Source organism: Paraclostridium bifermentans (assembly GCF_964259345.1).
GTDB lineage: Bacteria > Bacillota > Clostridia > Peptostreptococcales > Peptostreptococcaceae > Paraclostridium > Paraclostridium bifermentans_B.
On the sequence record NZ_CAXVJR010000001.1, the window covers coordinates 225,861 to 248,510 of the forward strand.

Consider the following 22,650-nt stretch of genomic DNA (forward strand, 5'->3'; position numbering starts at 1 on the left):
TACACACATACATATTATTAGAAAATAAAAAAAGACCTATACAAAATATGTATAAGTCTTTCAGCATTTATCTATTAATTAATTCAATTTTAAGTAAGCTTCCAATCCTTCTTTTAAGATTTTAGCTGCTTTAGCTAAATCTTCTTTATTTAATATATAAGCAAGTCTTATCTCATCTACTCCTAATCCTTCAGTCTTGTAGAATCCTTCTGCTGGACAAGGCATTACTGTTTCTCCATCTACTTCAAAATCACTTAACATCCACTTAACAAAGTCATCTGCACTCTTAACTGGAAGTTTTGCAACTATATAAAATGCTCCTGTTGGTTTTTTACATATAACTCCAGGTACCTTTACAAGCTCATCATATAATACATCTCTTCTCTCTCTATACTCTTCGTTTACTTCTTGTAAGTAAGAGTTTGGAGTTTTATAAAGTTCTACTGCTCCTACTTGCTCTAATGTAGGAACTGATAATCTAGCTTGACAAAGTTTTAGTATTTCACCCATAAATTCTTTATTTTTAGATGCTAAAGAACCTATTCTAGCTCCACATGCACTATATCTCTTAGATACACTATCTACTATTATAACTCTATCTTCTACTTCTTTTACATTACCTAAGCTAGTGTAGTCTCCTTCATATACAAATTCTCTGTAAACTTCATCTGCTATTATCCATAAATCGTTTTCTTTAGCTATATCAGAAATCATCTTTATTTCTTCCTTAGTGTAAACAACTCCAGTTGGGTTTCCTGGATTAGAGAATAATATAGCACGAGTTTTATCATCTATTTTAGCTACTATTTCCTCTTTACTCGGTAAATGGAATCCATTTTCTGCAAGTGTAGTTATAGGTTTTATTTCAACACCTACTGCATTTGCAAAGCTGTTGTAGTTTGAATAAAATGGTTCTGGTACTAATATGTTTTCACCTTCATTACATATTGTTAACATAGTGAAAAATAAAGCTTCACTACCTCCATTTAATATTAATATATCTTCTAGGTCAAAGTTTATATCATACTCTCTATAGTATTTTTGTATAGCTTCTCTAAGTTCTGTTAAACCTTCTGATAAAGCATATTCTAATACGTTTTCCCTGTCATTAGAAATTGCTTCAAAAAAGTTTTCTGGTGTTTTTATGTCTGGTTGACCTATATTTAAATGGTATACTTTTTTACCTTTTTTCTTAGCTTCGGCTGCATAAGTTAGTAACTCCATTATAGTTGAAGCTTCTACTGATTTTATTCTTGAAGAAAATTTCATATCTCATCCTCCTATTGTCTTTATATCCCTGTATCTAGTATACAATATTTTCTTTATAGCCATATTCTAACATAATATTCCCAATTAGTTAAACGTTTTTTTGCTTTTCTCAAAAAGTTGTTATTTTCTGTATTTTAAGTAAATTTTCAAATGTATTGAAATTTCTTCAATGTAAGTATATATTAATTAAATAGAGGTATGAAAACAATTACCTATCATTTTTAAATTTAGGAGGAAAATTTATGACAAACTTAGTTAGTGCTCAATGGTTAAAGGAAAATTTAAATAATGAAAACTTAGTCATAGTTGATTGTAGATTTGATTTAATGAACAAAGAATATGGAAAAGAAAGCTATGAAAATAATCATATAAAAGGTGCGGTTAGAGTTGATATAGAAACAGAATTATCAAGTAAAGTTGAAGAACACGGCGGAAGACATCCACTTCCTAGTATTGAATCACTTAAATCAACTTTTGAAAGCTTAGGAATTAATAACGATTCTTTAGTTGTATGCTATGATGAAGGCGACCTAGCTGGTCCATCTAGATTATGGTGGATATTAAAGTATTTAGGTCATGATAATGCATATGTATTAGATGGTGGAATAAATGAATTTACAAAAATAGGTGGTGAAACAACTTCAGAGGTACCTACTATTTTAAAAGGAACTTTTGTTGTTAATGTAAATGATTCAATTAGAGTTGATATGGATTATGTAAAACAAAGATTGTATAAGGATAAAATAGCTATAATAGATTCTAGAGATCCTAAAAGATACATAGGTGAATTTGAGCCCGTTGATAGAAAGGCTGGACATATACCTAGTGCTATGAACTACTTCTGGATGGATATTCTTGATAAAAAAGATAACTCTGTAAATATAAAATCAAAAAAAGAGTTAGATGAACATTTTTCTAAATTAAAAGATTATGATGAAGTTATAGTTTATTGCGGTTCTGGTATAACTGCATGCCCTAATAGTCTAGCTCTTACTGAAGTTGGTATAGATCATAAAGTTTATTCAGGAAGCTTTAGCGACTGGGTAAGTTATGATGATAATAAAGTAAACACTACTGAAATATAATAAATAAAAGCTATGTAAAACATCTTTACATAGCTTTTTTATTATTCTTTAGAAATACTTACTTCTGGATAATTTATGTATATATAATCAGTTTCATCTATATTAAATATATCCATATAATCTTTTAATATTCTTTTTTGATTATCATAAATTATTTCATTCATATTATATAAGTTTACTAGCCACTTAAAAAAGCTTAATCTTTCTATATTGTAGTTATAACCATAATACTTTTTTAAACTTTTATTAAATTTATTTATTACTTCACTCGTATATTTTTCACTTGTAGTTTCTTTAAATATTATGGCACACCATTTTATCTTATTTAAATCTAGTTTTACCTCTTCTTTTACTATATGGTATATGTAATCTAATTTCTCATTTGATATAAATCCATCAACATTGCTCATATGAGTTATTAGCTTTATAAAATAATACAAAATATCATTTATAGTTTCTTCATCTTTATATACTTTATCATTATAAATTCTATAATTGTTTTTACAGTTTACACAGGTATTATATCCTATAAGTTCTTTTATATTATATTCACAATATGGGCAAGTGTATTTTGAATAGGTTTCATTTAATAAGTCATTGTCATTGCCTTTATTTATTTTATTATCTATGTTTATCTTAATATTTTCCTTCAGTTTATTAAATACCATCTTCTATCTCCTTATATTAGTTTATAATATATGATATTTAAGTTTTAATTATAGTATTACAACTATTGTAAAAAAATAAGACGTATTATAACGTCTTATTTTTAAATATTTTGAGCTAATTCTCTTTCAGCATCTTTTCTATCCATATATTCATTTAATTTTTTCTCAGCTATTTCTTTTATATCATCATGACACATATTGTTTTCTTTATTTTTTACAATTTCCATTCCTATTTCAAGTAATTCTTTATCTGTAAATTTATTTTGTATATATTCTTCTATTCGAGGTATATCTTTTTCTTCTATTTTTTCATATACCTTAGTCATAGCTATTAGGCTATTAACTAAGTTAAAGTCTGTAACTATACTCAATTTACTTAAATCTATATTTTTCATTATAATCCCCCACTTCCCCTGTATTATTATAAGTATATCATATATTTATATGGTTTTTATATTGTATTTTTATAATTTTCATAATATTTCAATACTATATGTAACCTATTTGAAACTATTATTGCATATATATATTGTATCATTATATTAAATTTTATTATTTGGGGTGAATTTTTATGAACTGTTTAAGGTGTAATACAGAACTAAAATTTTTAAAAGAATTTAGGTTTGATAGTCAAGATGCCAATAGAGGTTTATTCAAAGCAATTTTCGACGTTGAAGAACATCTAATATTTAAAATATATGTATGTCCTGATTGTAAGCATACAGAGTTTATATATTCAGGGTCAGATACTTGGATTGATTTTTAAATAAAAAAGTTAGGATAAATTATCCTAACTTTTTGCTATTACTTATTCATGCCTAAAAATACTTTTTCCGGTGTTATAGGTAAAGTGTTTACTCTAATTCCTGATGCATTATATACTGCTTCTTGTATAGCCGGTAATGGAGTATTTATAACAACTTCTCCTACCGATTTGGCTCCAAATGGTCCTGTTGGTTCATGAGTTTGAACAAAATCTACAATTACATTTCCAACATCACATCTAGCAGGTATTTTATATTGCATAAATGTATTAGTATCCATATGACCATCCTCTGTATATCTAACTTCCTCAAACATGGCCATACCTATACCTTGAACTATTCCGCCTTCAACTTGTATTTTAGCTAAGTTTTTATTTATAACAGTACCACAATCTACAACTGCAACATAGTCGATAACTTCATATTTACCTGTTTCTACATCAATTTCAGTTTCAACGAATCCAGCTATAAATGGAGGTGGTGATACATCACTACCGTGAGATGCATATCCTATTAGTTGTTCTTTTTCTGGTCCAACAGTAAAATCTAGAGCTATATCAAATACAGATACTTTGTTGCATTCACTGTGTACATATTCTCCATCAAATTCTGCATATTCATTATCTATTCCAAGCTTCTTAGCTCCTACTTCTATTATTTTGTCTCTAAGTATATTACAAGCCTTTACTACTGCCATACCTGTTACATACGTTGTAGATGAAGCATATGAACCTGGATCATATGGTACTACATCTGTATCAGCTGATATAACATTTATTCTTTCCATATTAGTTTCAAGTATCTCACAAGCCATTTGTGAAAGTATTGTGTCACTTCCAGTACCCATATCAGTAGATCCTATTAGTAACGTATAGTTTCCATCATCATTTAACCTTATTTCTGCACTTGCTGTATCTATACCCGCTATACCAGAACCTTGCATAGTAAGAGCCATTCCAACACTTCTTACTTTTCCGTTTTCCATCTTTGTAGTTGGATATTTTTCATCCCATTTTATAAGCTCTTTTCCTCTATTTATGCATTTTGCTAAATCAACACTATTTAATGTCTTATTATAAGCAAAACTAGTTTCTCCTTCTTTTACTATGTTCTTAAGTCTAATTTCAGTAGGATCTATATTAAGCTTATGTGCTAACATATTTATAGTTGATTCCACGGCAAAACATCCTTGAGTTGCACCATATCCTCTAAGAGCCCCAGCTGGCATTTTATTAGTGTAAACTACATCACCTTTAAATCTTGATGCTGTTAGTTTATTATACATTGGCATAGTTTTTTCTCCAACTAATCCAAATGTTGTTGAAGCATGTTCTCCATAAGCACCTGTATCTGATAATGCATCAATATCTATAACTTTTATAATTCCATCTTTTGTAGAACCTATTCTTACATTTAATTTCATTGCGTGTCGACTTGTTGAACAGTTAAAAGTTTCTTTTCTATCATATATTATTTTTGCAGGTTTACCAGTTTTTAATGTTACAATAGCTGAAAATATTTCAACACATGCAGTCTGCTTACCTCCAAAACCTCCCCCAATTCTAGGTTTTATTACTCTAATTTTGCTTGAAGGTATATTTAAAGCTCTAGATAGATGTCTTCTTACATGAAATGGTATTTGAGTAGAACTAACTACTACTAACCTTCCATTATGATCTAAGTAATTATATGCTCTATATGTTTCCATCATTGCATGAGCTTGAGCTTGTGTATAATAAGTTTCTTCAACTACAATGTCACATTTGTTTAATTCTTCTTCTACATTTCCTTTTTCGTATAGATGTTTAGATACTATGTTTCTTTCTCTTTCCATCCCTATATCAAAGTTACAATGACGGTCAGTGTCATGAACTATAGTTTCACTATCTATAGCTTCTTCCATGTCTATAATAGGCTTTAAAACTTCATAATCAACCTTTATCATTTTCATAGCTTTTACCGCAGTTTTTTCATCTACTGCAGCAATTATAGCAACTTCATCACCAACATATCTAACAGTATCTTCAAGTATTAATCTATCATATGGTGATGGTTCTGGATATGACTGACCAGCTAATGTAAATCTATTATTAGGTACATCCTTGTAAGTTAAAACACATTCAACTCCATCTATGTTTATAGCTCTAGATACATCTATATTTTTTATTCTTGCATGGGCATGTGGGCTTCTTAGTATTTTAACTACTAAGGCTTCTTTTGCTGCTAGATCGTCTGTATATACTGGTTTTCCAGTAGCAATTGACATACCATCTATTTTTTTTATGCCTTTTCCAACTAACTTCATCATCTATTTTACCCCCAGATAAGTTTTAATCGCTCTTAATTGTCCCATATATCCTGTACATCTACATAAATTACCTGTTAAATAGTGTATTATATCTTCTTCTGTAGGATTATTTAATTCATCTTTCATAGCTAAAACTGTCATTATAAATCCTGGTGAACAGAATCCACATTGTTCTGCACCCTCACTTACTAATATTTCTGCAAATTCACTAGCTTCTTTTTGCAGACCTTCTATAGTTGTAATCTCTTTATTTAAAGCTCTAACTGTAAGCATTGAGCATGATAATGTTGGTTTTTTATCTATCCATACAGAACAAAGTCCACAACATCCTGTATCACACCCTCTTTTTACACTTAGGTTTCCTAATTTTCTTAAACTATCTACTAAATATTCTTCTGGCTCTATTTCAACTTTTCTTTTTTTTCCATTCACTGTAAGTTCTACTAGCATTTTGTAACCTCCATGATTGCTCTTTTTACTAATACTTTACTTATTTGTAATCTATATTCTTTAGATGCTCTCATATTAGATCCAAACTCTATCTCATCTACCATTATGTTCATAGCTAAATCTATATTTTTTTCATTTATTTCATTATTTGATAAAAATTCACTTGTTTTCTTTGCTATTTTAGCCCTTTGAGGTCTAGCTCCTACACATATAGTAAAGTTTTTATCTAATTTAGACACCGCTACATTAAGTATTGGGTAGTCACTTTTAGCATTTCTCATGGAATTATATACTGCTTTTTTGTTGTTTTTCTTTATATAAATCTTAGTTAATATATCTTTTTCATAACTTTTATTTAGAAATTCTTCTAGAGATATTCTTCCACCTTTATAAGTTTCGACTTCAGTATCTAAAGAAAGTAGCGCTACTATCAAATCTGAAAATCCAAACTTTGAAAAAACACTTCCCCCAACAGTCACAACATTTCTAAATTGAACTCCTATTATATCTCTAACTGAATCTTTTAATATACTAAAATTCTTTTTTATAATGCTACTTGTTTCTAAACTTCTTAGAGTAGTCATAGATCCTATTTCTATAAAATCATCATCTTCTTTGATATAATCTAAGTTTAGATTTGAAAGCTCTATACCTGTTCCAATTCTCTTATTCCCCATTCTTAAAAAAGCTGTTCCTCCAAGAATTTGATTATTCTTTCTTTTAATTAATGTTGAGTATGCTTCTTCTAATGTATTTGGCTGAACTATCTCAGTAAGTGTAAACATACTTTTCCTCCCTTTTTATTACTTATAAATTATTTATATAATTTCTTTTATGAGATTATATCACACTTTATCAAAAATTTAGACATAAACTTGGTATTACTGATTATTTTTTCTTTTGTAAACTTTCTAAATAATTTAATCATTTTAAAATATATTGCGCGTAAAAATAGGCTATTGCAAAATATTACTAATATAATATATGAGTTTAATATCTTATATATTTTGTATTTTTATTAAACTACTTTATTATTTTAGTATTATATTTTGAAATAGCCTCCTCATGTTACATTTATAAATATATTTATTTAAACTTATGAAGCTTGACTTGTTTTATTTATAGCTTGCATACTTTCTTCTTTAGGTAATACTAAATTTAAAACTATTGCAATAATTGCAACTAATATAAGTCCTGAGTCTCCAAATATAAGTTGTATAGACTCAGGCATTTGAGATAATACACCTGGAACTAATGATAATCCAACTCCCAGACCTAAAGCAACTGCAACTATTGTACTATTTCTATTATTTAAAGGCTCTGATGTTATAAGTTTTATACCACTTACTGCAATCATAGCAAACATCATAACACTTGCTCCTCCTAATACACTTGGTGGCATTAATGATATTAAAGCTCCAAATTTAGGAAATATAGCTGCTAATATTAAAAATCCAGCTCCAATTGCTACTACATTTCTATTTATAACTTTAGTCATAGCAATAAGCCCTACATTTTGCCCAAATGATGTAGTTGGCATAGAGTTAAAAAATGCCGCTATCATGCTTCCAAATCCATCTGCCATTACCCCACCTGATATTTCTTCATCTTTAGCATCTCGACCTATACCTGAATGCGCTATTGCCGTTATATCTCCAACAGTTTCTACTCCCGACACTATAAACATACATATAAATGCAAATATTGCATCTATATGAAATTCAAATCCAAATTGTAGTGGTGTTGGTATAGCTACTAAAGCCATCTCCGAAATCTGAAAAAAATCTATTTTTCCCATAGGTATTGCTACTATATAACCTACTACAAGTCCGATAAGTATAGATGCTATACTAGTTATACCCTTTGTATATTGCTTACAAAACAATACCGTAACTAATACTATGCTCCCTAAAAATAAGTTAGATATAGATCCAAAATCACTAGCTCCAATGCCTCCAGCAAAATAATTAATACCTGTTGGTAGCAATGATATTCCTATTGCTAAAACTACAGTCCCCGTTACAACTGGTGGGAAAAACTTTCTTATCTTTTTTACATATGTACCAAATAATATTTCAACTAAACTTCCTACTAAGCAAGCCCCTAGTATTCCCTCATATCCATATTTAACACCTACCGCTGTTGCAACTGACACAAAACCAAAACTAGTTCCCATAACTATAGGTAGTTTGGCTCCAAATGGTCCTAAGCTATAACACTGTACTAAAGTTACAAGTCCTGATACAAGCATTGCACATTGTACTAACATAGTTTTATCTTCTAAACTAAGTCCAAGTGCTCCTGATATTATTATTAGTGGTGTAACATTCCCTACAAACATAGCAAGTACATGCTGTAATCCTAGTGGTATAGCTTCCTTTAATCTCGGTTTACCATCTAATTGATATATAACGGAATTCTTTTCATTCATAAATTGTTTTTCTCCCCTTTTGCCGTACATTATTTTATTATTCCAAATCAATATTCGTATTTATAAGTAAATTATAACAGTTTTGAATTTTTTATCAATATTTTTTCCGAATTTTTTTTATTTCCTTATTAAAAATGTACGTATTAATATTTTGTAATAAATAGTTATTAATATAATAAAAATTAGAAAAAAGCCCTTACATCAATGTAAGAGCTTTTTTCTAATTTTTATTAACTTCTATTTCTTTTAATTGTTCACTATTTTTCTCATTTATATTGTTTTTATTTATCAATTCAATTACAGAGTTACTATTACTTAAAATATCCTTTGCGTATTGTAAAGCATTTTCATATTGTCCCTTTTTAAATCTATTTTCTGTCATATGCTTCACTCCTTAAGATTATTTTAGCATGGAGGAAAGAAATTTTTATTAGCCAATCTATTTCCTAATATATCAGCAATTTTTTTATTGCTTGATATTTCAGATGCAATTTCTTCTTTATTTTTATTTTCTTTTAATAACTTCTTTACATCTTTGTTATTATCTAAATTATCATTGCTAATAGGTTTCTTTTTATTTTCCATATGATTACCTTCCTTTTTTGTATCGTTTAATAATAGAATGTCCATATGATATTTATTTTAAACTTATAATTTTTTTCTATTTATCTAAAAAAAAGAAAGTATAAAAATACTTTCTTTTTTAAGCAATCAATATAAATCTTCTTTATCTCGTTTTTTATCTCTTCTGTTCTCATAAATAGTATAAATACTCAAACCTACTATACAAATTGCAATAGTCCACAATATAGCTGATATAAACATATATTTCACCTCTGGTTTTATGGTTTAGTATTTATATATAATATTTGTAATAATGTAAAAAAGTTCCTATTTTTGTTAAAGATGCTTATTTTTTTTCATTTTATAATGACTTGTGATTGTAAAAATACCACAAAATACTAATATAAAATAATATATGTATATTCCATATAAAAATACAGAATATCCTATTAGTTCTTTTGGAATTATGTTTTCAAAAATTGTAAAAAATGCAATTTCATTTGCACCTACATTTCCTGGAGTAGGTACAGGTGATACTGCCATATATAAAAAACCTTGTAAAGTAAGCATGTGCCCATAACTCACTCCATTTAGGCCTAATGCTCTATATATACAATATGCTACACTAAAATATAAGCTCAATTGTATAAAAGTATAAAATAGAGCTTTTATTAGCATTTTTTTATCTTTTAAAAATAACATTACTGAGTAATAATATTCTTCTATAAAATCATTTATATTCATTCTTTTTTTCTCTAAAGACTTAAATATTTTTAACTTTTTTAATACATCAAACATAAAATTTATTATTACTTTAGTTTTTTTAGGACTGTATATTATTAAAAATCCAAAACTTAACATTACAGTATTCATAATCATTCCTGTCGTTACTAGTAGTATCACAGGGTTCATTTCATTTTTTAAATATCCGTAATGAGTAAACAGCAATATTCCACAATACAAAGTTACTACAGTTTGAAATACCACAGTTTTATTTACTACAACCGCTACAGATTTACTCATAGGTATCTTGGATTTTCTCATTACATAAATTTGTATAGGCTGACTTCCTGATGCTAGTGGTGTTACTAAGTTATAATATAACCCCATAGTAGCTAGTTTGAATCCCAAAAACTTTATTTTATTCATATATATTGAATCTATTATTATCTTTATTATCCGAGCCTCTAGTAATATATACATTAATATGCATATAAATCCTAATAATATATATTTAAAATTTATTATTTTAATAAGTTCTGGTAATATACTTATATCTAGTGTTGTGGATACTAAGTATATTGTTAAAATTATTAAAAATAATAAAAAACTATATTGTAATAGATCCTTTTGTTTTTTGTTTAGTATTCCCATATTATTTCTCCTAATCAAATTAGATGCTCTTCTATAATATACTATATACTCACCTTATTTCAATAGTTTTTAAGTTGTAGCAAAATTCAAATAAAATAAGAGCATTAAAAAATGCTCTTATTTTCAACTTTATTTTATTTTTTCTGCTGGTTTATAATCCACACCTTTTGTATCAACCCTTATACTTTCTATAACGATATTTTTTACCGGTTTATCATTCTTCCCAACTTCTACATTATTTATTTTATCCACTATATCCATTCCTTTTATTACTTTGCCAAATGCTGCATATTCTTTGTCTAAGTTTTTAGATTCTTTTGTCACTATAAAAAATTGACTTCCTGCAGAGTCTGGATGTTGACTTCTAGCCATAGATAAAACTCCTTTTTCATGACTTATATCATTTTTGAATCCATTGTTTTCAAATTCTCCACTTATAGAGTATCCTGGTCCACCCATTCCAGTTCCTTCTGGATCGCCACCTTGAATAACAAAATTTTTTACAACACGATGAAAAATTAATCCATCATAAAACCCTTTGTTTGAAAGTTCTATAAAGTTATTTACAGTATTTGGAGCTAAATGAGGATATAATTCAGCTTCTATAGTCCCATAATCTTTTACCTTAATAGTAGCTATCGGTAATTCTTTTGGTGGGTCTAAAGGTTTATTTACAAATTCTTTTTTTTCACCTGACTCTTTACTACAACCAATCACAAAAACAGATGATAATATAATGACACTTAATACAGTCCTAAACAAAATCTTTTTCATATAGTTCCCCTTTTCATAAATTTATCTATGTTTTGAATATTATACCATCTTTACTTGTCCTGTTCTACAATTTTGCATTTACTTTTAATAATTGTTAAAAACTATTAAATAACCGCTTACTTGTATCTACAAAAACATCAAATAGTTTATCTAAAGGGGTAAATATAAATCTATATATGTAATTTACAAAATTTAAAGATAAAATAATCATTATTAAAAATGGACTTACAATTATTATAATATTTTTAATAATACTTATATCCCAAGTTGGTATAATAGATAAAATAACAATTATTAAGTAAATATGAAATAAATACACATTCATAGTATTTTTTCCGTATTTACTATAAAAAACTTTATTATTTGGTACTAGATTTATTATACCTATACTAAGAATAATAGAGAAAATATATAAAATACTTCTAAATAAAATCCCATCTATTGTTCCTAAATTATTAGTATAATATGCATGAGAGTTATATAAAAATTTATAGTTTATTATTTCATGCTTAGATAAACTTATAGCTATTACTATAAATATAATACTAATACTTAATCCAACTAATTTATTTAGTTTATTTATTTTGTATAAAGTTTCCTCATTAGTATAATAACCTATAAGGAAAAATGGTAAAAATACTATTGTTCTTGATAATGATAAAAAATTTTCTCCAATATTATCTAATCCAATTAATAAGCCAAATATAAAACTAATAGGAATTATATATTTTATCTTAGTTATATATTTAAGAGATATTCTCCAAAAAAATAAACTTACAAGATACCATAATGTCCATCCAGGATATAACAATGAAAACATATTTTCACCAGTTACTATATATACACCTATATACCATACAGTATTAAAAAACACATATGGTATTAAAAGTTTTTTTATTATTATTTTGCTAGACTTTATTCCCTTCTTTGATAAATATCCTGATATAAAAATGAATAGCGGCATATGAAATATATATATGTATATATATGCACCTTTTAAAATATCACTTTGATTTATGTAATATTCTATTGTATGCCCAAATACAACTGTAAATATTAAGATAACCTTAAGATTATCAACCAAATAATCTCTCTTATCTAAATTCTTTTGTTTTTTCAATTCTATTCCTCTTTTCTTTAGTTTAAAAAATCTAAAATTATTTTAGACTCCCTTGTTTCATCTTCTCTTATTATTTTCAATATATTATTATGATACATATTATCTAAAAGAACTAATTTTGCTAATTTTGTTTTGTTAAATTTATTTACAAAACTTCTTGAACATTGAAAATCAATAACTCCATCGTTCTTTCCATGTATACATAGTACAGGTATATTTTCATCTCCATTTATTAAATTTATAGGATTAGTTCTATTTATATCTTTTTTATTTATATATTTTTTTATAATTGCTTTTGCATATGATTGTGTACATTTTTCAAAATCTAATACTCCTGAAATAGATACAAATTTCTTTATAGTATTTGTTTTAATATTATACTTTTCATGGAAATATCTATTAAACACTAAATTACTTGCTAACTCTCCACCTGCTGAAAACCCCATAACATAAATTTTTTCTCTATCACCCTTTATTTCTTTATTAGTTAAAGAATGTTTAAATCCTTTAAAAACATCATCTATCTGAGATGGATAAGTAAAATATGGAACAAGTCTATATGCTATAAGTATTACGCTATATCCTTTTTTGTTAAAAAATTTACCTATATATGAGTATATTTTAGGACTTCCATGCCACCAGCTTCCTCCATGTACAAAAAATATTATAGGGCTATCCTCTTTACAATTGAAAACTCTATAATATTGTCTTTTGTTAATATCATAGTTAATATCCATATATTTTATATTATTATCTTTTAAATTTGCTCTTACTATATTATATATTAAAGGAATTTTTAATATATTTTCTTTTAATTTATTTTTATTCATTATTTATCTCCTCAATCCTAAATAAAATAGAAATGTCTCTTAAATCGAGACATTCCATTTTATTTATTTGTGTAAGTAGTTACATCTAATGACTGTATAATGTCAATAGTATTTCCATCCCCAACTACATATATTGTATATATCTTTTTATCTTTTAATTGTACATTTTTATTTTTCCTAAATTTCACTTTATTTCCTTGTATATCTATATCACTTTGTTCTACTAAAAAATCATATATTCCGATAGGTATCTGAGCATAATTAGTACTTTTTCCAAAAGGAAGTTCATCTACCATTTTGACTCCATTTATACTTAAGTCTATTGGAGGTGCCGTTGGTGATAAATGAGCTAACCTAAACTTAGAAGTTTTATTTTCTATAGATTCATTAGGGTCTTCTGATACAGCAAGAACCATTAATTTAGGATATACACCCGTTATTACTACTGTACCTACATTTCCACCAGCTATATTTAATTCTTGATCTAATATTATATTATCATTATTGCCATTTTCATAAACTTTGATATTGTATTTCCCTGGAATCATAGGTGAATATGGCGTAAAGTTCTTATACAACACATTTGAAAAAGCTAATACATCATTAATATATATATCAAACTTTTCACTATTTACAGCTGTATTTAAAATCCTTATATATGAATAATCACTATTTACTCTTATATTCATATATATCCCCCCTTTTATTTATAACATATTTCATTATATGTATATAATAAATTATCTGCTACTCCAAAGATTCAAAGTATATCATTATTACCTGGGCAATTAAAACCATTGAAATAACTATATTTACAGGCATTTTTTTGTATACTTCTATTAGATATACCATTTTTTTACATTTATAATTATCTCTTGACAGCAATTATTCTTTTAAATATATTTATAATTTCCCAAATATAAAAAGCTCCTACAAATTGAAATTCGCAGAAGCTTAAAGTTATTCAAATTTTAATATTATTTAACCTCTTTATTTATAGAAATTACTTTACTTTTTTTATTATCATCATGTTTTTGTGAAGTAGTCTCTTCTATCTTTCTATTTTTCACTTTTTTTACTACATTACTTACCATTTCTACTATGTTATATTTATTCGCTAGTTCAAATTTTTTGCAATATTTGCCTTTAAAAAAAATCTCATCTGGTATTCCTGATTTGTACATTTCACATATAGGTTTTCCATCTTTTAATTGAACAAAATTTTTACTTTTTAATGTATATTTACATTTATGGCATTTTCTAGTTCTCAATTTTCCCATTTCCCCCCAAAAAAGTGTAATTATAAAACTACTTCCATGTATATATTTTAACATAAAAAAGTATTTTTTAATATATAGACTATAAATTATATATAACTTATTTTATAAAAAAAGCAATTGAAGATATAATAATTATATATTCCTTCAATTGCTTTATAATTTTATATTGAGTAGTATTCAAATCCATATCGTTTTATATCTTCTTTATTTATAAAATTTCTAGTATCTAAAATAGCATTATTATTCATAACTTTTTTTAATATGGAAAAATTTATATATTTAAATATATCATGGTCTACACCTATTATAATTAAATCACTATTTTCACAAGCATTTACCAACTCTTTATATAAATATTCACAATTTCTAACATTCGGATCATATACCCTTACATTATATAAATTACATTTTAATATATCAATAAGCTTGACTATAGGACTTTCTCTTATATCATCTATATTTGCTTTATATGTCATCCCTAATATAGTTACTATTTTATTATTTTGTTTATTTTTTAATATATCTTCTATTCTTTTAAAAATATAACTAGGCATACAATCATTTATATTTCTTGAAGTCTTTATTAAATTAGCTTTATCAGGAACTTTCTCTACTACAAACCATGGGTCAACTGCTAAACAATGTCCTCCAACACCAGGTCCTGGATAATGTATATTTACTCTAGGATGTTTATTGCAAAATTTTATTACATCCCATACATTCACTCCTACCTCATTGCAAATTATAGCCAATTCATTAGCTAGAGCTATATTTACATCTCGATAAGTATTTTCCATAAGTTTACATATTTCTGCAGTCTTTGTATCCGTTATATAAATATTTCCTTTAACAAGATGTGAATATAAATCTTTTATCTTTTTAGCACTAATTTTATTTATCCCTCCAACCAATCTATCATTACTTTCTAATTCATTTAATATATCTCCAGGTATTACCCTTTCTGGACAATAGCCTAAATATATATCTTCACCAACTATAAAACCTGCATTTTCTAACATAGGTTTTATAATTTCACTAGTTGTTCCTATAGGGGACGTAGATTCTAAAACTAATAAATTTCCTTTTCTAAGATATGGAATTATTGAATGTAAAGCATTCATTACATAGCTTAAATCTGATTTTTTTGACTTGTCTATAGGTGTTGGAACTGCAACTATAAACACATCTGCTTCACAAGGTGACATGCTTCCCCTTAGCTGTTTTTTTATAACCATATCTTTTATAAGTTCTTTTAAATTTGGTTCTTCAATAATTATATTTCCTTTGTTTAACTCATCTACTACTTCTTGTTTTATATCTACGCCTATAACTTCATGTCCACTTTTAGCGAACAGTGCTGCTGTGGGTAATCCTATATATCCAATTCCTAATATGCATATTTTACTAATCAAAGCTTATCTCCCTACCTATACCATTATTTTTCAGTTATAAAAAGGCAGCCTTTTGGCTACCTTTGGAAAATCTATACACCTACTATATCAACTGTTCCACTTACTTTAAATATATAAAAATCTAAATTTTCATCATCAATAACATCAACTTTAGTCAGTTTAGCTGGAGTAAATTTTGCTGTTACATTTTTTGGTCTTACATCTTCTTCAAATTTAACTATATCATATACAGAATAAGCTGTTACAGAATCTTGCATTCCATCATATACAATTTCATTAGTTATAGTATCATATAATATCCATGAATAGCTAACCGCTCCTACAAGTACCACTGCCTTTAATAAAGCCTCACCTAATACTGTTCCTTCTCCACATGGGTTTTGTATTTCATGATTATATTTAAATGCTACATCTAGAACTTCATAATTATCTATATGACCTAGGTTTACAATAATACCTATTCTTTCTAATTGTTCTTTATTTATTAATTTTTTCTCAACTTTTAATATAGCTTGTTTTAAATTATTAGTTATATCGCATGGAGATTGCCCTATATTTTTTATACCAATCATATTACTAGTCACCCTCTCAAAATTTAAATTGTCACCATGACTATCTACTTTATATAACTCTTCTAAATTTTCAAGTTCGTTAATTTCATCTTCATCATTTTCTTCTTGTATATAATTATTTTCAATTAAATCACTTTGTGTTATTTCATTTTCTATAGTGTCTTTTAAATCTAATACCTCTATACTTTGTATTTCTATACTTTCATCTAGTTTTTTATCTATATCAGTACTTTCATCTTCCATACTACTTTTCATTTCTTTTTTTATAAGTTTTTTTAAAAACTTCAATATACCTCTTTTTTCTTCCATTAAAGCATCTCTCCTTATGCCTTTATGGCATGTAAACTAATTTGAATTTCCCATCAATCCTAACTGTTTTGTTATCTGACTGGGGATCTTTACTCTCATTTCCTAATTCAATATCTTGTAAATAAACTTTTATTGGCATAGGTGTTAACTCTTGATCTACAGGTATATAAGCTATAGTCATATAGTTATTTCCATCTACATCTTTAACAGATACTAATCCATCTGCACTAGACCATGCAGTTTGAATTGTAACATTAGGTATACTTGGATCTATTATTAATTCATCTGATTGTAGTCCATCCACAGCAACTCTAAAATAAATGTATCCTGAAACATTTACTTGAGCTATTTTTAACTTCAAATCAGTTATAGTTTTACCACAAATTACATCTGCACTTGGTATTGTTTCTTCAACGATATTTTTATAAACCATTAAATTTTCTGTAGATATAGCTATTGAAAAATTATTTCCATCTATATATTCAAATTCCTTTGGTACAGTAAATGTAGCCGAAAAATCCAACTCAGCCATTTGGTTGCATGTTAAAGCCATATATACTCCTCCTATATCCTTTTATTAATACAAGGGGTATTTTCCCCTTATTCATATGTATGCATTAGAACAGTTTTTTGTTTACAATATTTGTGTTTTTTTATAAATAAAAAGAGATTGTAATATTACAATCTCTTTTTATTTGACATATAACGATTAATTCAACTTTTAAATTCTGTCATATTCTAATGCTTTTATAGATTTTTTATTCATCCATTTCAACGTATCTTTCATTACTTCTTGATTATTAATTTCATTTAGCATTTCATGCCTTCCATCTCTGTAAAGCTTAAACTCTACATCTTTTATACCCACTTTTTTATAATTTTCATATAATTTTTTTATACCTTTACCAAATTTTCCAACTGGGTCTTTATCCCCTGCAAAAATATATATAGGCAAGTTTTTGTCTACCTTCTCTATATTATTTATATTACGTATTTCTTTGAATAAATTAAATAAATCATAAAAATACCCATTACTAAAAACAACTCCGCATTTTTCATTATCTACATACTTTTTCACTTCTTTTTCATCTCTACTTAGCCAGTCAAATTCTGTTTTATTTGGTTTAAACTTTTTGTTAAATCCACCAAATACTAACTTATCAATTAAGTATGCTTTTTTATCTCTTCCCTTTAATTTGCACATAAACTTAGCTACTATTAACCCTAAATCAATTTCTATCCCATGCATTCCATTAGTACCAGATAGAATCACTCCATCTATTTCACTACCATATTCCATAATATACTTTTGAGATGCAAAAGATCCCATACTATGACTAAATAAAATTATCGGTAAATCTTTATTTTCTTCTTTTATTATACATGTTAATTTATATAAATCTTTTACTATACAGTTAATACTATCTTTGTTTGCTAATTTACCTATATGATCAATTGATTTCGCACTATTCCCATGCCCTCTATGATCATTTATATAAACTATATATCCATTATTATTTAAAAATGTCGCAAACCTTTCATATCTATTTGCTTCTTCAGACATACCATGTGAAATTTGAACGATTCCTACTATATTATTTTTATTTTCAGGTTCATATTTATATACATGTATTGTATGTTGTTCCTCTCCTTCAAACACAAAATTAGTTTTTATCATAACTCCTCCATTAAAATCATCTAACATTTCAAATTTTATATATTTTAAGATTATTATATCATTTATATATTTTATAAGCTAACTTACTTTAGTATAAAAATAAGAACTGTATAATTAATTATACAGTTCTTATTTTTATACTAAATATCCATTCTACCTCTATAGTTTTCTTTTCCATTTTTTATATGGCTTTTTCTATTCATAGTTTTTTTACTGTATTTTGATTCACCTTGAGATGCCATTTTAGCATTTATTTCAGTATTTTCACATCCATTTATTCCTAACTCAGTTGCTATTTCCTCTTTTGTTTGATTATAAATTTCAACTTTTCTAAGATTTTGTTTTTTCTTATTTGTCATTATAGTTCTTCCTTTCCTAAATATATTCTTTACTATTATGCTTAATTTAAATAAATTAAATTCTTATAAATTACTAAATAGTTTTTATGGCATAAAAATAAGGAGTTTAAAACTCCTTATTTAAAACTAAAATCCAATTTTTAATCCGATTATTAAAAAAGTTATTCCTGTTAAAACTAATATAGCTAACAACGGAGCTATAAATCTAACCCATTTGTCCCAAGGAATTCTAGCTACAGTTAATGCCCCCATTAAAACTCCAGATGTAGGAGTAATAAAATTTGTAAACCCTGATCCAAATTGGAATGAAGTTACAATTTCTTGAGCTGAAACATTAACTAGATCTCCAAGTGGTGCTAGCACTGGTATTGTAAGTGATGCTAGCCCAGATGATGATGGTATTAAAAATGTTAATAAACTTTCAAGTAAGAAAGTAAGAGTTATAAATATACTCTTAGGAAGACCACTTAAAGATTGTGCTGCTGAATTTAAAATACTGTCAATTATATGTCCATTTTGCGCAATTATAACTATCCCACGTGCTAGCGCTATCGCTAATCCTGCTGCTATTAAATCTTTAGCTCCTTCTATGAAAGATTCTACAATTTCATCTTGTTTTAATCCACCAAAAATACCTGAGAATATACCTATTATACAAAATATCATACATATTTCAGGTATATACCAACCTTTAACTACTACTCCATATACCATCGTTGCCATACCAACTACAAATACAATTAAAACTAACATTTCTCTTACTGTAAATTTTTTTATTCCTGAGTCATCCATAACAAAATGTTCTCTATTTTTTTTATCTAACTCATATACTATAGATTTTTCTGGATTTTTCTTAATCTTATTTGCATATAACATTACAAATGTTATAGATATAGTCATCAATACTAAAAATATTATACTTCTATATCCTATCCCTGATCCTGGAGCAATATTAGCTAATGCTTGTGCTATCCCAACTGAAAATGGATTTATAGTTGACGCCGCTGTTCCTGTTGCTGCTCCAACAAAAACAACTGCCATTCCAGTTAAAGAATCATACCCTATACTTACCATAAGAGGTATAAATATCATATAAAATGGAAGTGTCTCCTCACTCATCCCAAAGGTTGTTCCTCCAAGTCCAAATAAAATCATACATATTGGTATAATTAAAAACTGCAGACTTTTCATTTTTGATATAGTATGACCTATACCAGCTTCTATTGCCCCTGTTTTATTTACTATTCCAAATGCTCCTCCAACTAAAATTACAAATCCAACTACTTCAGCTGCATCTATAAAACCATTAATCGGTGCTTTGAATATATCATCTATTCCTTGAGGATTCGCATCTACCTGCTGATACGTTCCTGGTATAACTACACTTCTTCCATCAATTTCTTCTCTTTGGAATTCACCACTAGGTATTATCCACGTTAACCCTGCCATAACAATTATAAGAGAAAATATTATCGTGAATGTGTGTGGTATTTTAATTTTCTTCTTACTCTTTTTTTCTAAAGCATTTGCTCTACTCATAATTCATCTCCCTATAATACCTAATATTTTAAATAATTTTGGTTTAGTAGATTGATAAATTTATGTCATTACATTGCGTCATATTCTTTTCTATCAATACTTGTTCCCACTAAAATTATAGCAGATTATGTTTAATTATATTATAATTTTTTTAACTAATTAATAATTCCACTATTTTTATAACTATAATAGCTTTATTATAGTTATAAAAATTAAAAAACATAGATATATTTATATCTATGTTTTTACTTAATTATATATTTAAAAGATTTTCTAAAGCTTTAGCAACTCCATTTTCTGTATTTTTACAAGTTATATAATTTGAATTTTCTTTAACTATATCTTCTGCATTTCCCATAGCAACGCCCATTCCTGCATAGGTTATCATAGTTAAATCATTGTGATTATCTCCAAAGGTTATTATTTCGCTTTTATCTATTCCTAGGTATTTTCCTAAACTTTCTACTGCACTACCTTTATTTATCCCTTTTTTCATAATCTCGATATTATTAAAAAAAGATTTAGTTAATTCTATATCTTCTATAAGCTTTAATTCTTTTCTTAATTCTTCTAGCAAATCTAAGTTTTCTTCTATTATCAAAAACTTAAGTATATTTTTTCCTTTTATTTGATTTTTAATATCCTTGCTTTCTATTATTGTTATATTCAAATCTTCTTGCATTTGATATTTTTTAAGCCACTCATTTATGTATGGAGTGAATATTGTATTGTCAGTAAAGCATTGATAGTATATTTTATGCTTTTCTAATATACTTATTATTTCTTCACATTGTTTATGATTTATTGGTTCTTCATATATTATATTTCCGTTTTCTTCTTTTATTAATGCACCATTACAGCATATCATAGGTGTGTTTATCCCTAATTCTCTTGCATATTTAATAGCCGATTCATATATTCTTCCAGTTGCTATCGCTATTTCAATTCCTTTATCAGCTGCTTTTTTTAATGTGAGTTTATTAAAACTACTTATCTCATGTTCTTCATTTAATAATGTTCCATCCATGTCTGTTACTATTAATTTATAAGCCATAATTCCTCCTAATAGTCGTCAATTTATTATTTTATATTACATATTCTACATTAAGTTATTATACCCTTTTTCTTTCCATATAAATTAATAGCTTTTATATTCTTTCTAAACAACAGCTTTTATATGTTCTAGTGTGTTAAGTTCTATCATATATCTCATTTTTTCTCTATGCTCTAAAAATTTATTATATACCTTATCTGAAATATCTGTATCTCCATAAATTTTCCAGTATTTTATCTTACTTAATGTATAGTTTCCATACCCCATAAATCCTAATACATCTTTTAGAGGGTATCCTAAAAATATCCCTATCTCATGAGGAAAATCTTTAGTTTGTAATTTCTCTATAAGCTTTTTTATATAAACATCTAGTTCATATTCTTTTGGATACCCTAGATATTTTAAAAAGTTAATACATTTTTTATTATCTAATGTTTGCTTTAATGCTTCTTCATTTATAAATAATACTCTTGTAGATCCATCGTCTAGTTTTATAATTTCATATGACAATTTAGAACATCCATTAAAAAAATCTTTTATATCCTTTATCTTTTTATGTCTATTTGAGTCCTTCGATGATATATTTAATATCTCACATGGCTTTGATCCTAAAATAACCGGCCCTAAAGCTTCCAATAGCCACTTTATATATGATGAATTTATATTATTTTTACATGAATAATTACATTTTTTCATTTTAAAGATCCTCCTTGAATTTGAAAATGAATTTCATTTATATTCATTTTATGTTATTATATCAATTTTGATAATGATTTTCAATATCTTTTACAATTAATTTATACTTAATAA

The 22,650-nt window shown here is 26.7% G+C and carries 25 protein-coding genes; 2 read left to right on the top strand and 23 right to left on the bottom strand.

From position 1 onward, the window contains the following. Positions 1 to 78 precede the first annotated feature (78 nt). On the bottom strand, positions 79 to 1,269 hold the full coding sequence (locus ACEXNK_RS01265; protein WP_373601127.1) for a pyridoxal phosphate-dependent aminotransferase: 1,191 nt from the start codon (positions 1,267 to 1,269) through the stop codon (positions 79 to 81). Between the two features lie 242 nt (positions 1,270 to 1,511). On the opposite strand from ACEXNK_RS01265, the gene ACEXNK_RS01270 reads away from it, so the two are divergent. Further along, the gene (locus tag ACEXNK_RS01270) at positions 1,512 to 2,354 is read left to right on the top strand and encodes a sulfurtransferase (RefSeq protein ID WP_373601126.1); all 843 of its coding nucleotides are present in this window, start codon (positions 1,512 to 1,514) and stop codon (positions 2,352 to 2,354) included. A gap of 41 nt (positions 2,355 to 2,395) precedes the next feature. On the opposite strand, the gene ACEXNK_RS01275 is transcribed toward ACEXNK_RS01270, so the two are convergent. Then, positions 2,396 to 3,022: a hypothetical protein gene (locus tag ACEXNK_RS01275; RefSeq protein WP_373601125.1), complete on the bottom strand. Its 627-nt coding sequence runs from the start codon at positions 3,020 to 3,022 to the stop codon at positions 2,396 to 2,398. A 101-nt stretch (positions 3,023 to 3,123) separates the two neighbouring features. Then, positions 3,124 to 3,417 carry a hypothetical protein gene (locus ACEXNK_RS01280; protein ID WP_373601124.1) on the bottom strand — a complete coding sequence of 98 codons (294 nt, stop codon included), beginning with the start codon at positions 3,415 to 3,417 and terminating at the stop codon, positions 3,124 to 3,126. Positions 3,418 to 3,593: 176 nt separating this feature from the next. Between ACEXNK_RS01280 and ACEXNK_RS01285 the strand changes: the two genes are divergently transcribed. Beyond that, positions 3,594 to 3,788 (top strand): hypothetical protein, encoded by a 195-nt coding sequence (locus ACEXNK_RS01285; protein ID WP_373601123.1) that lies wholly within the window; start codon positions 3,594 to 3,596, stop codon positions 3,786 to 3,788. Between the two features lie 38 nt (positions 3,789 to 3,826). Here ACEXNK_RS01285 and ACEXNK_RS01290 read toward each other — a convergent pair whose 3' ends face one another. The 20 genes from ACEXNK_RS01290 to ACEXNK_RS01385 form a co-directional block, all read right to left on the bottom strand. Further along, on the bottom strand, positions 3,827 to 6,091 hold the full coding sequence (locus ACEXNK_RS01290; RefSeq protein WP_373601143.1) for a xanthine dehydrogenase family protein molybdopterin-binding subunit: 2,265 nt from the start codon (positions 6,089 to 6,091) through the stop codon (positions 3,827 to 3,829). Positions 6,092 to 6,094: 3 nt separating this feature from the next. After that, complete coding sequence (locus ACEXNK_RS01295; RefSeq protein ID WP_373601122.1) at positions 6,095 to 6,544, bottom strand: (2Fe-2S)-binding protein; 450 nt, start codon at positions 6,542 to 6,544, stop codon at positions 6,095 to 6,097. After that, positions 6,538 to 7,329: an FAD binding domain-containing protein gene (locus tag ACEXNK_RS01300; RefSeq protein WP_373601121.1), complete on the bottom strand. Its 792-nt coding sequence runs from the start codon at positions 7,327 to 7,329 to the stop codon at positions 6,538 to 6,540. The genes ACEXNK_RS01295 and ACEXNK_RS01300 overlap by 7 nt, the downstream gene beginning before the upstream one ends. Before the next feature lie 311 nt (positions 7,330 to 7,640). After that, positions 7,641 to 8,975: a uracil-xanthine permease family protein gene (locus ACEXNK_RS01305; RefSeq protein WP_373601120.1), complete on the bottom strand. Its 1,335-nt coding sequence runs from the start codon at positions 8,973 to 8,975 to the stop codon at positions 7,641 to 7,643. A 220-nt stretch (positions 8,976 to 9,195) separates the two neighbouring features. Continuing rightward, entirely contained in the window at positions 9,196 to 9,357 is a 162-nt protein-coding gene (locus ACEXNK_RS01310) for a hypothetical protein (RefSeq protein ID WP_373601119.1), read from the bottom strand. 23 nt (positions 9,358 to 9,380) lie between these two features. Continuing rightward, on the bottom strand, positions 9,381 to 9,560 hold the full coding sequence (locus ACEXNK_RS01315; RefSeq protein WP_373601118.1) for a hypothetical protein: 180 nt from the start codon (positions 9,558 to 9,560) through the stop codon (positions 9,381 to 9,383). Between the two features lie 315 nt (positions 9,561 to 9,875). Beyond that, positions 9,876 to 10,913: a lysylphosphatidylglycerol synthase transmembrane domain-containing protein gene (locus tag ACEXNK_RS01320; RefSeq protein WP_373601117.1), complete on the bottom strand. Its 1,038-nt coding sequence runs from the start codon at positions 10,911 to 10,913 to the stop codon at positions 9,876 to 9,878. 129 nt (positions 10,914 to 11,042) lie between these two features. Beyond that, complete coding sequence (locus tag ACEXNK_RS01325) at positions 11,043 to 11,687, bottom strand: peptidylprolyl isomerase (protein ID WP_373601116.1); 645 nt, start codon at positions 11,685 to 11,687, stop codon at positions 11,043 to 11,045. A 94-nt stretch (positions 11,688 to 11,781) separates the two neighbouring features. Next, complete coding sequence (locus ACEXNK_RS01330) at positions 11,782 to 12,807, bottom strand: acyltransferase family protein (protein ID WP_373601528.1); 1,026 nt, start codon at positions 12,805 to 12,807, stop codon at positions 11,782 to 11,784. Between the two features lie 17 nt (positions 12,808 to 12,824). After that, positions 12,825 to 13,637 carry an alpha/beta hydrolase gene (locus tag ACEXNK_RS01335; RefSeq protein WP_373601489.1) on the bottom strand — a complete coding sequence of 271 codons (813 nt, stop codon included), beginning with the start codon at positions 13,635 to 13,637 and terminating at the stop codon, positions 12,825 to 12,827. Positions 13,638 to 13,696: 59 nt separating this feature from the next. After that, the gene (locus ACEXNK_RS01340) at positions 13,697 to 14,326 is read right to left on the bottom strand and encodes a DUF4397 domain-containing protein (RefSeq protein WP_373601488.1); all 630 of its coding nucleotides are present in this window, start codon (positions 14,324 to 14,326) and stop codon (positions 13,697 to 13,699) included. Between the two features lie 288 nt (positions 14,327 to 14,614). After that, positions 14,615 to 14,908 (bottom strand): hypothetical protein, encoded by a 294-nt coding sequence (locus ACEXNK_RS01345; protein WP_373601487.1) that lies wholly within the window; start codon positions 14,906 to 14,908, stop codon positions 14,615 to 14,617. Positions 14,909 to 15,078: 170 nt separating this feature from the next. Then, positions 15,079 to 16,329 (bottom strand): nucleotide sugar dehydrogenase, encoded by a 1,251-nt coding sequence (locus ACEXNK_RS01350; RefSeq protein WP_373601529.1) that lies wholly within the window; start codon positions 16,327 to 16,329, stop codon positions 15,079 to 15,081. 71 nt (positions 16,330 to 16,400) lie between these two features. Next, positions 16,401 to 17,210, bottom strand: a complete 810-nt coding sequence (locus ACEXNK_RS01355; protein ID WP_373600925.1) for a hypothetical protein — start codon at positions 17,208 to 17,210, stop codon at positions 16,401 to 16,403. Between the two features lie 22 nt (positions 17,211 to 17,232). Further along, positions 17,233 to 17,763, bottom strand: coding sequence for a hypothetical protein (locus tag ACEXNK_RS01360; RefSeq protein WP_373600924.1), 531 nt, complete (start codon positions 17,761 to 17,763; stop codon positions 17,233 to 17,235). A 168-nt stretch (positions 17,764 to 17,931) separates the two neighbouring features. Then, complete coding sequence (locus ACEXNK_RS01365; protein WP_373600923.1) at positions 17,932 to 18,888, bottom strand: alpha/beta fold hydrolase; 957 nt, start codon at positions 18,886 to 18,888, stop codon at positions 17,932 to 17,934. A gap of 140 nt (positions 18,889 to 19,028) precedes the next feature. Continuing rightward, positions 19,029 to 19,247, bottom strand: coding sequence for a hypothetical protein (locus ACEXNK_RS01370; RefSeq protein WP_373600922.1), 219 nt, complete (start codon positions 19,245 to 19,247; stop codon positions 19,029 to 19,031). A 126-nt stretch (positions 19,248 to 19,373) separates the two neighbouring features. Further along, positions 19,374 to 20,786 (bottom strand): YfcC family protein, encoded by a 1,413-nt coding sequence (locus ACEXNK_RS01375; RefSeq protein WP_373600921.1) that lies wholly within the window; start codon positions 20,784 to 20,786, stop codon positions 19,374 to 19,376. Between the two features lie 253 nt (positions 20,787 to 21,039). Then, the gene (locus ACEXNK_RS01380; protein ID WP_373600920.1) at positions 21,040 to 21,840 is read right to left on the bottom strand and encodes a Cof-type HAD-IIB family hydrolase; all 801 of its coding nucleotides are present in this window, start codon (positions 21,838 to 21,840) and stop codon (positions 21,040 to 21,042) included. Between the two features lie 105 nt (positions 21,841 to 21,945). Further along, positions 21,946 to 22,536: a DUF3793 family protein gene (locus tag ACEXNK_RS01385; RefSeq protein ID WP_373600919.1), complete on the bottom strand. Its 591-nt coding sequence runs from the start codon at positions 22,534 to 22,536 to the stop codon at positions 21,946 to 21,948. Between the last annotated feature and the right edge of the window lie 114 nt (positions 22,537 to 22,650).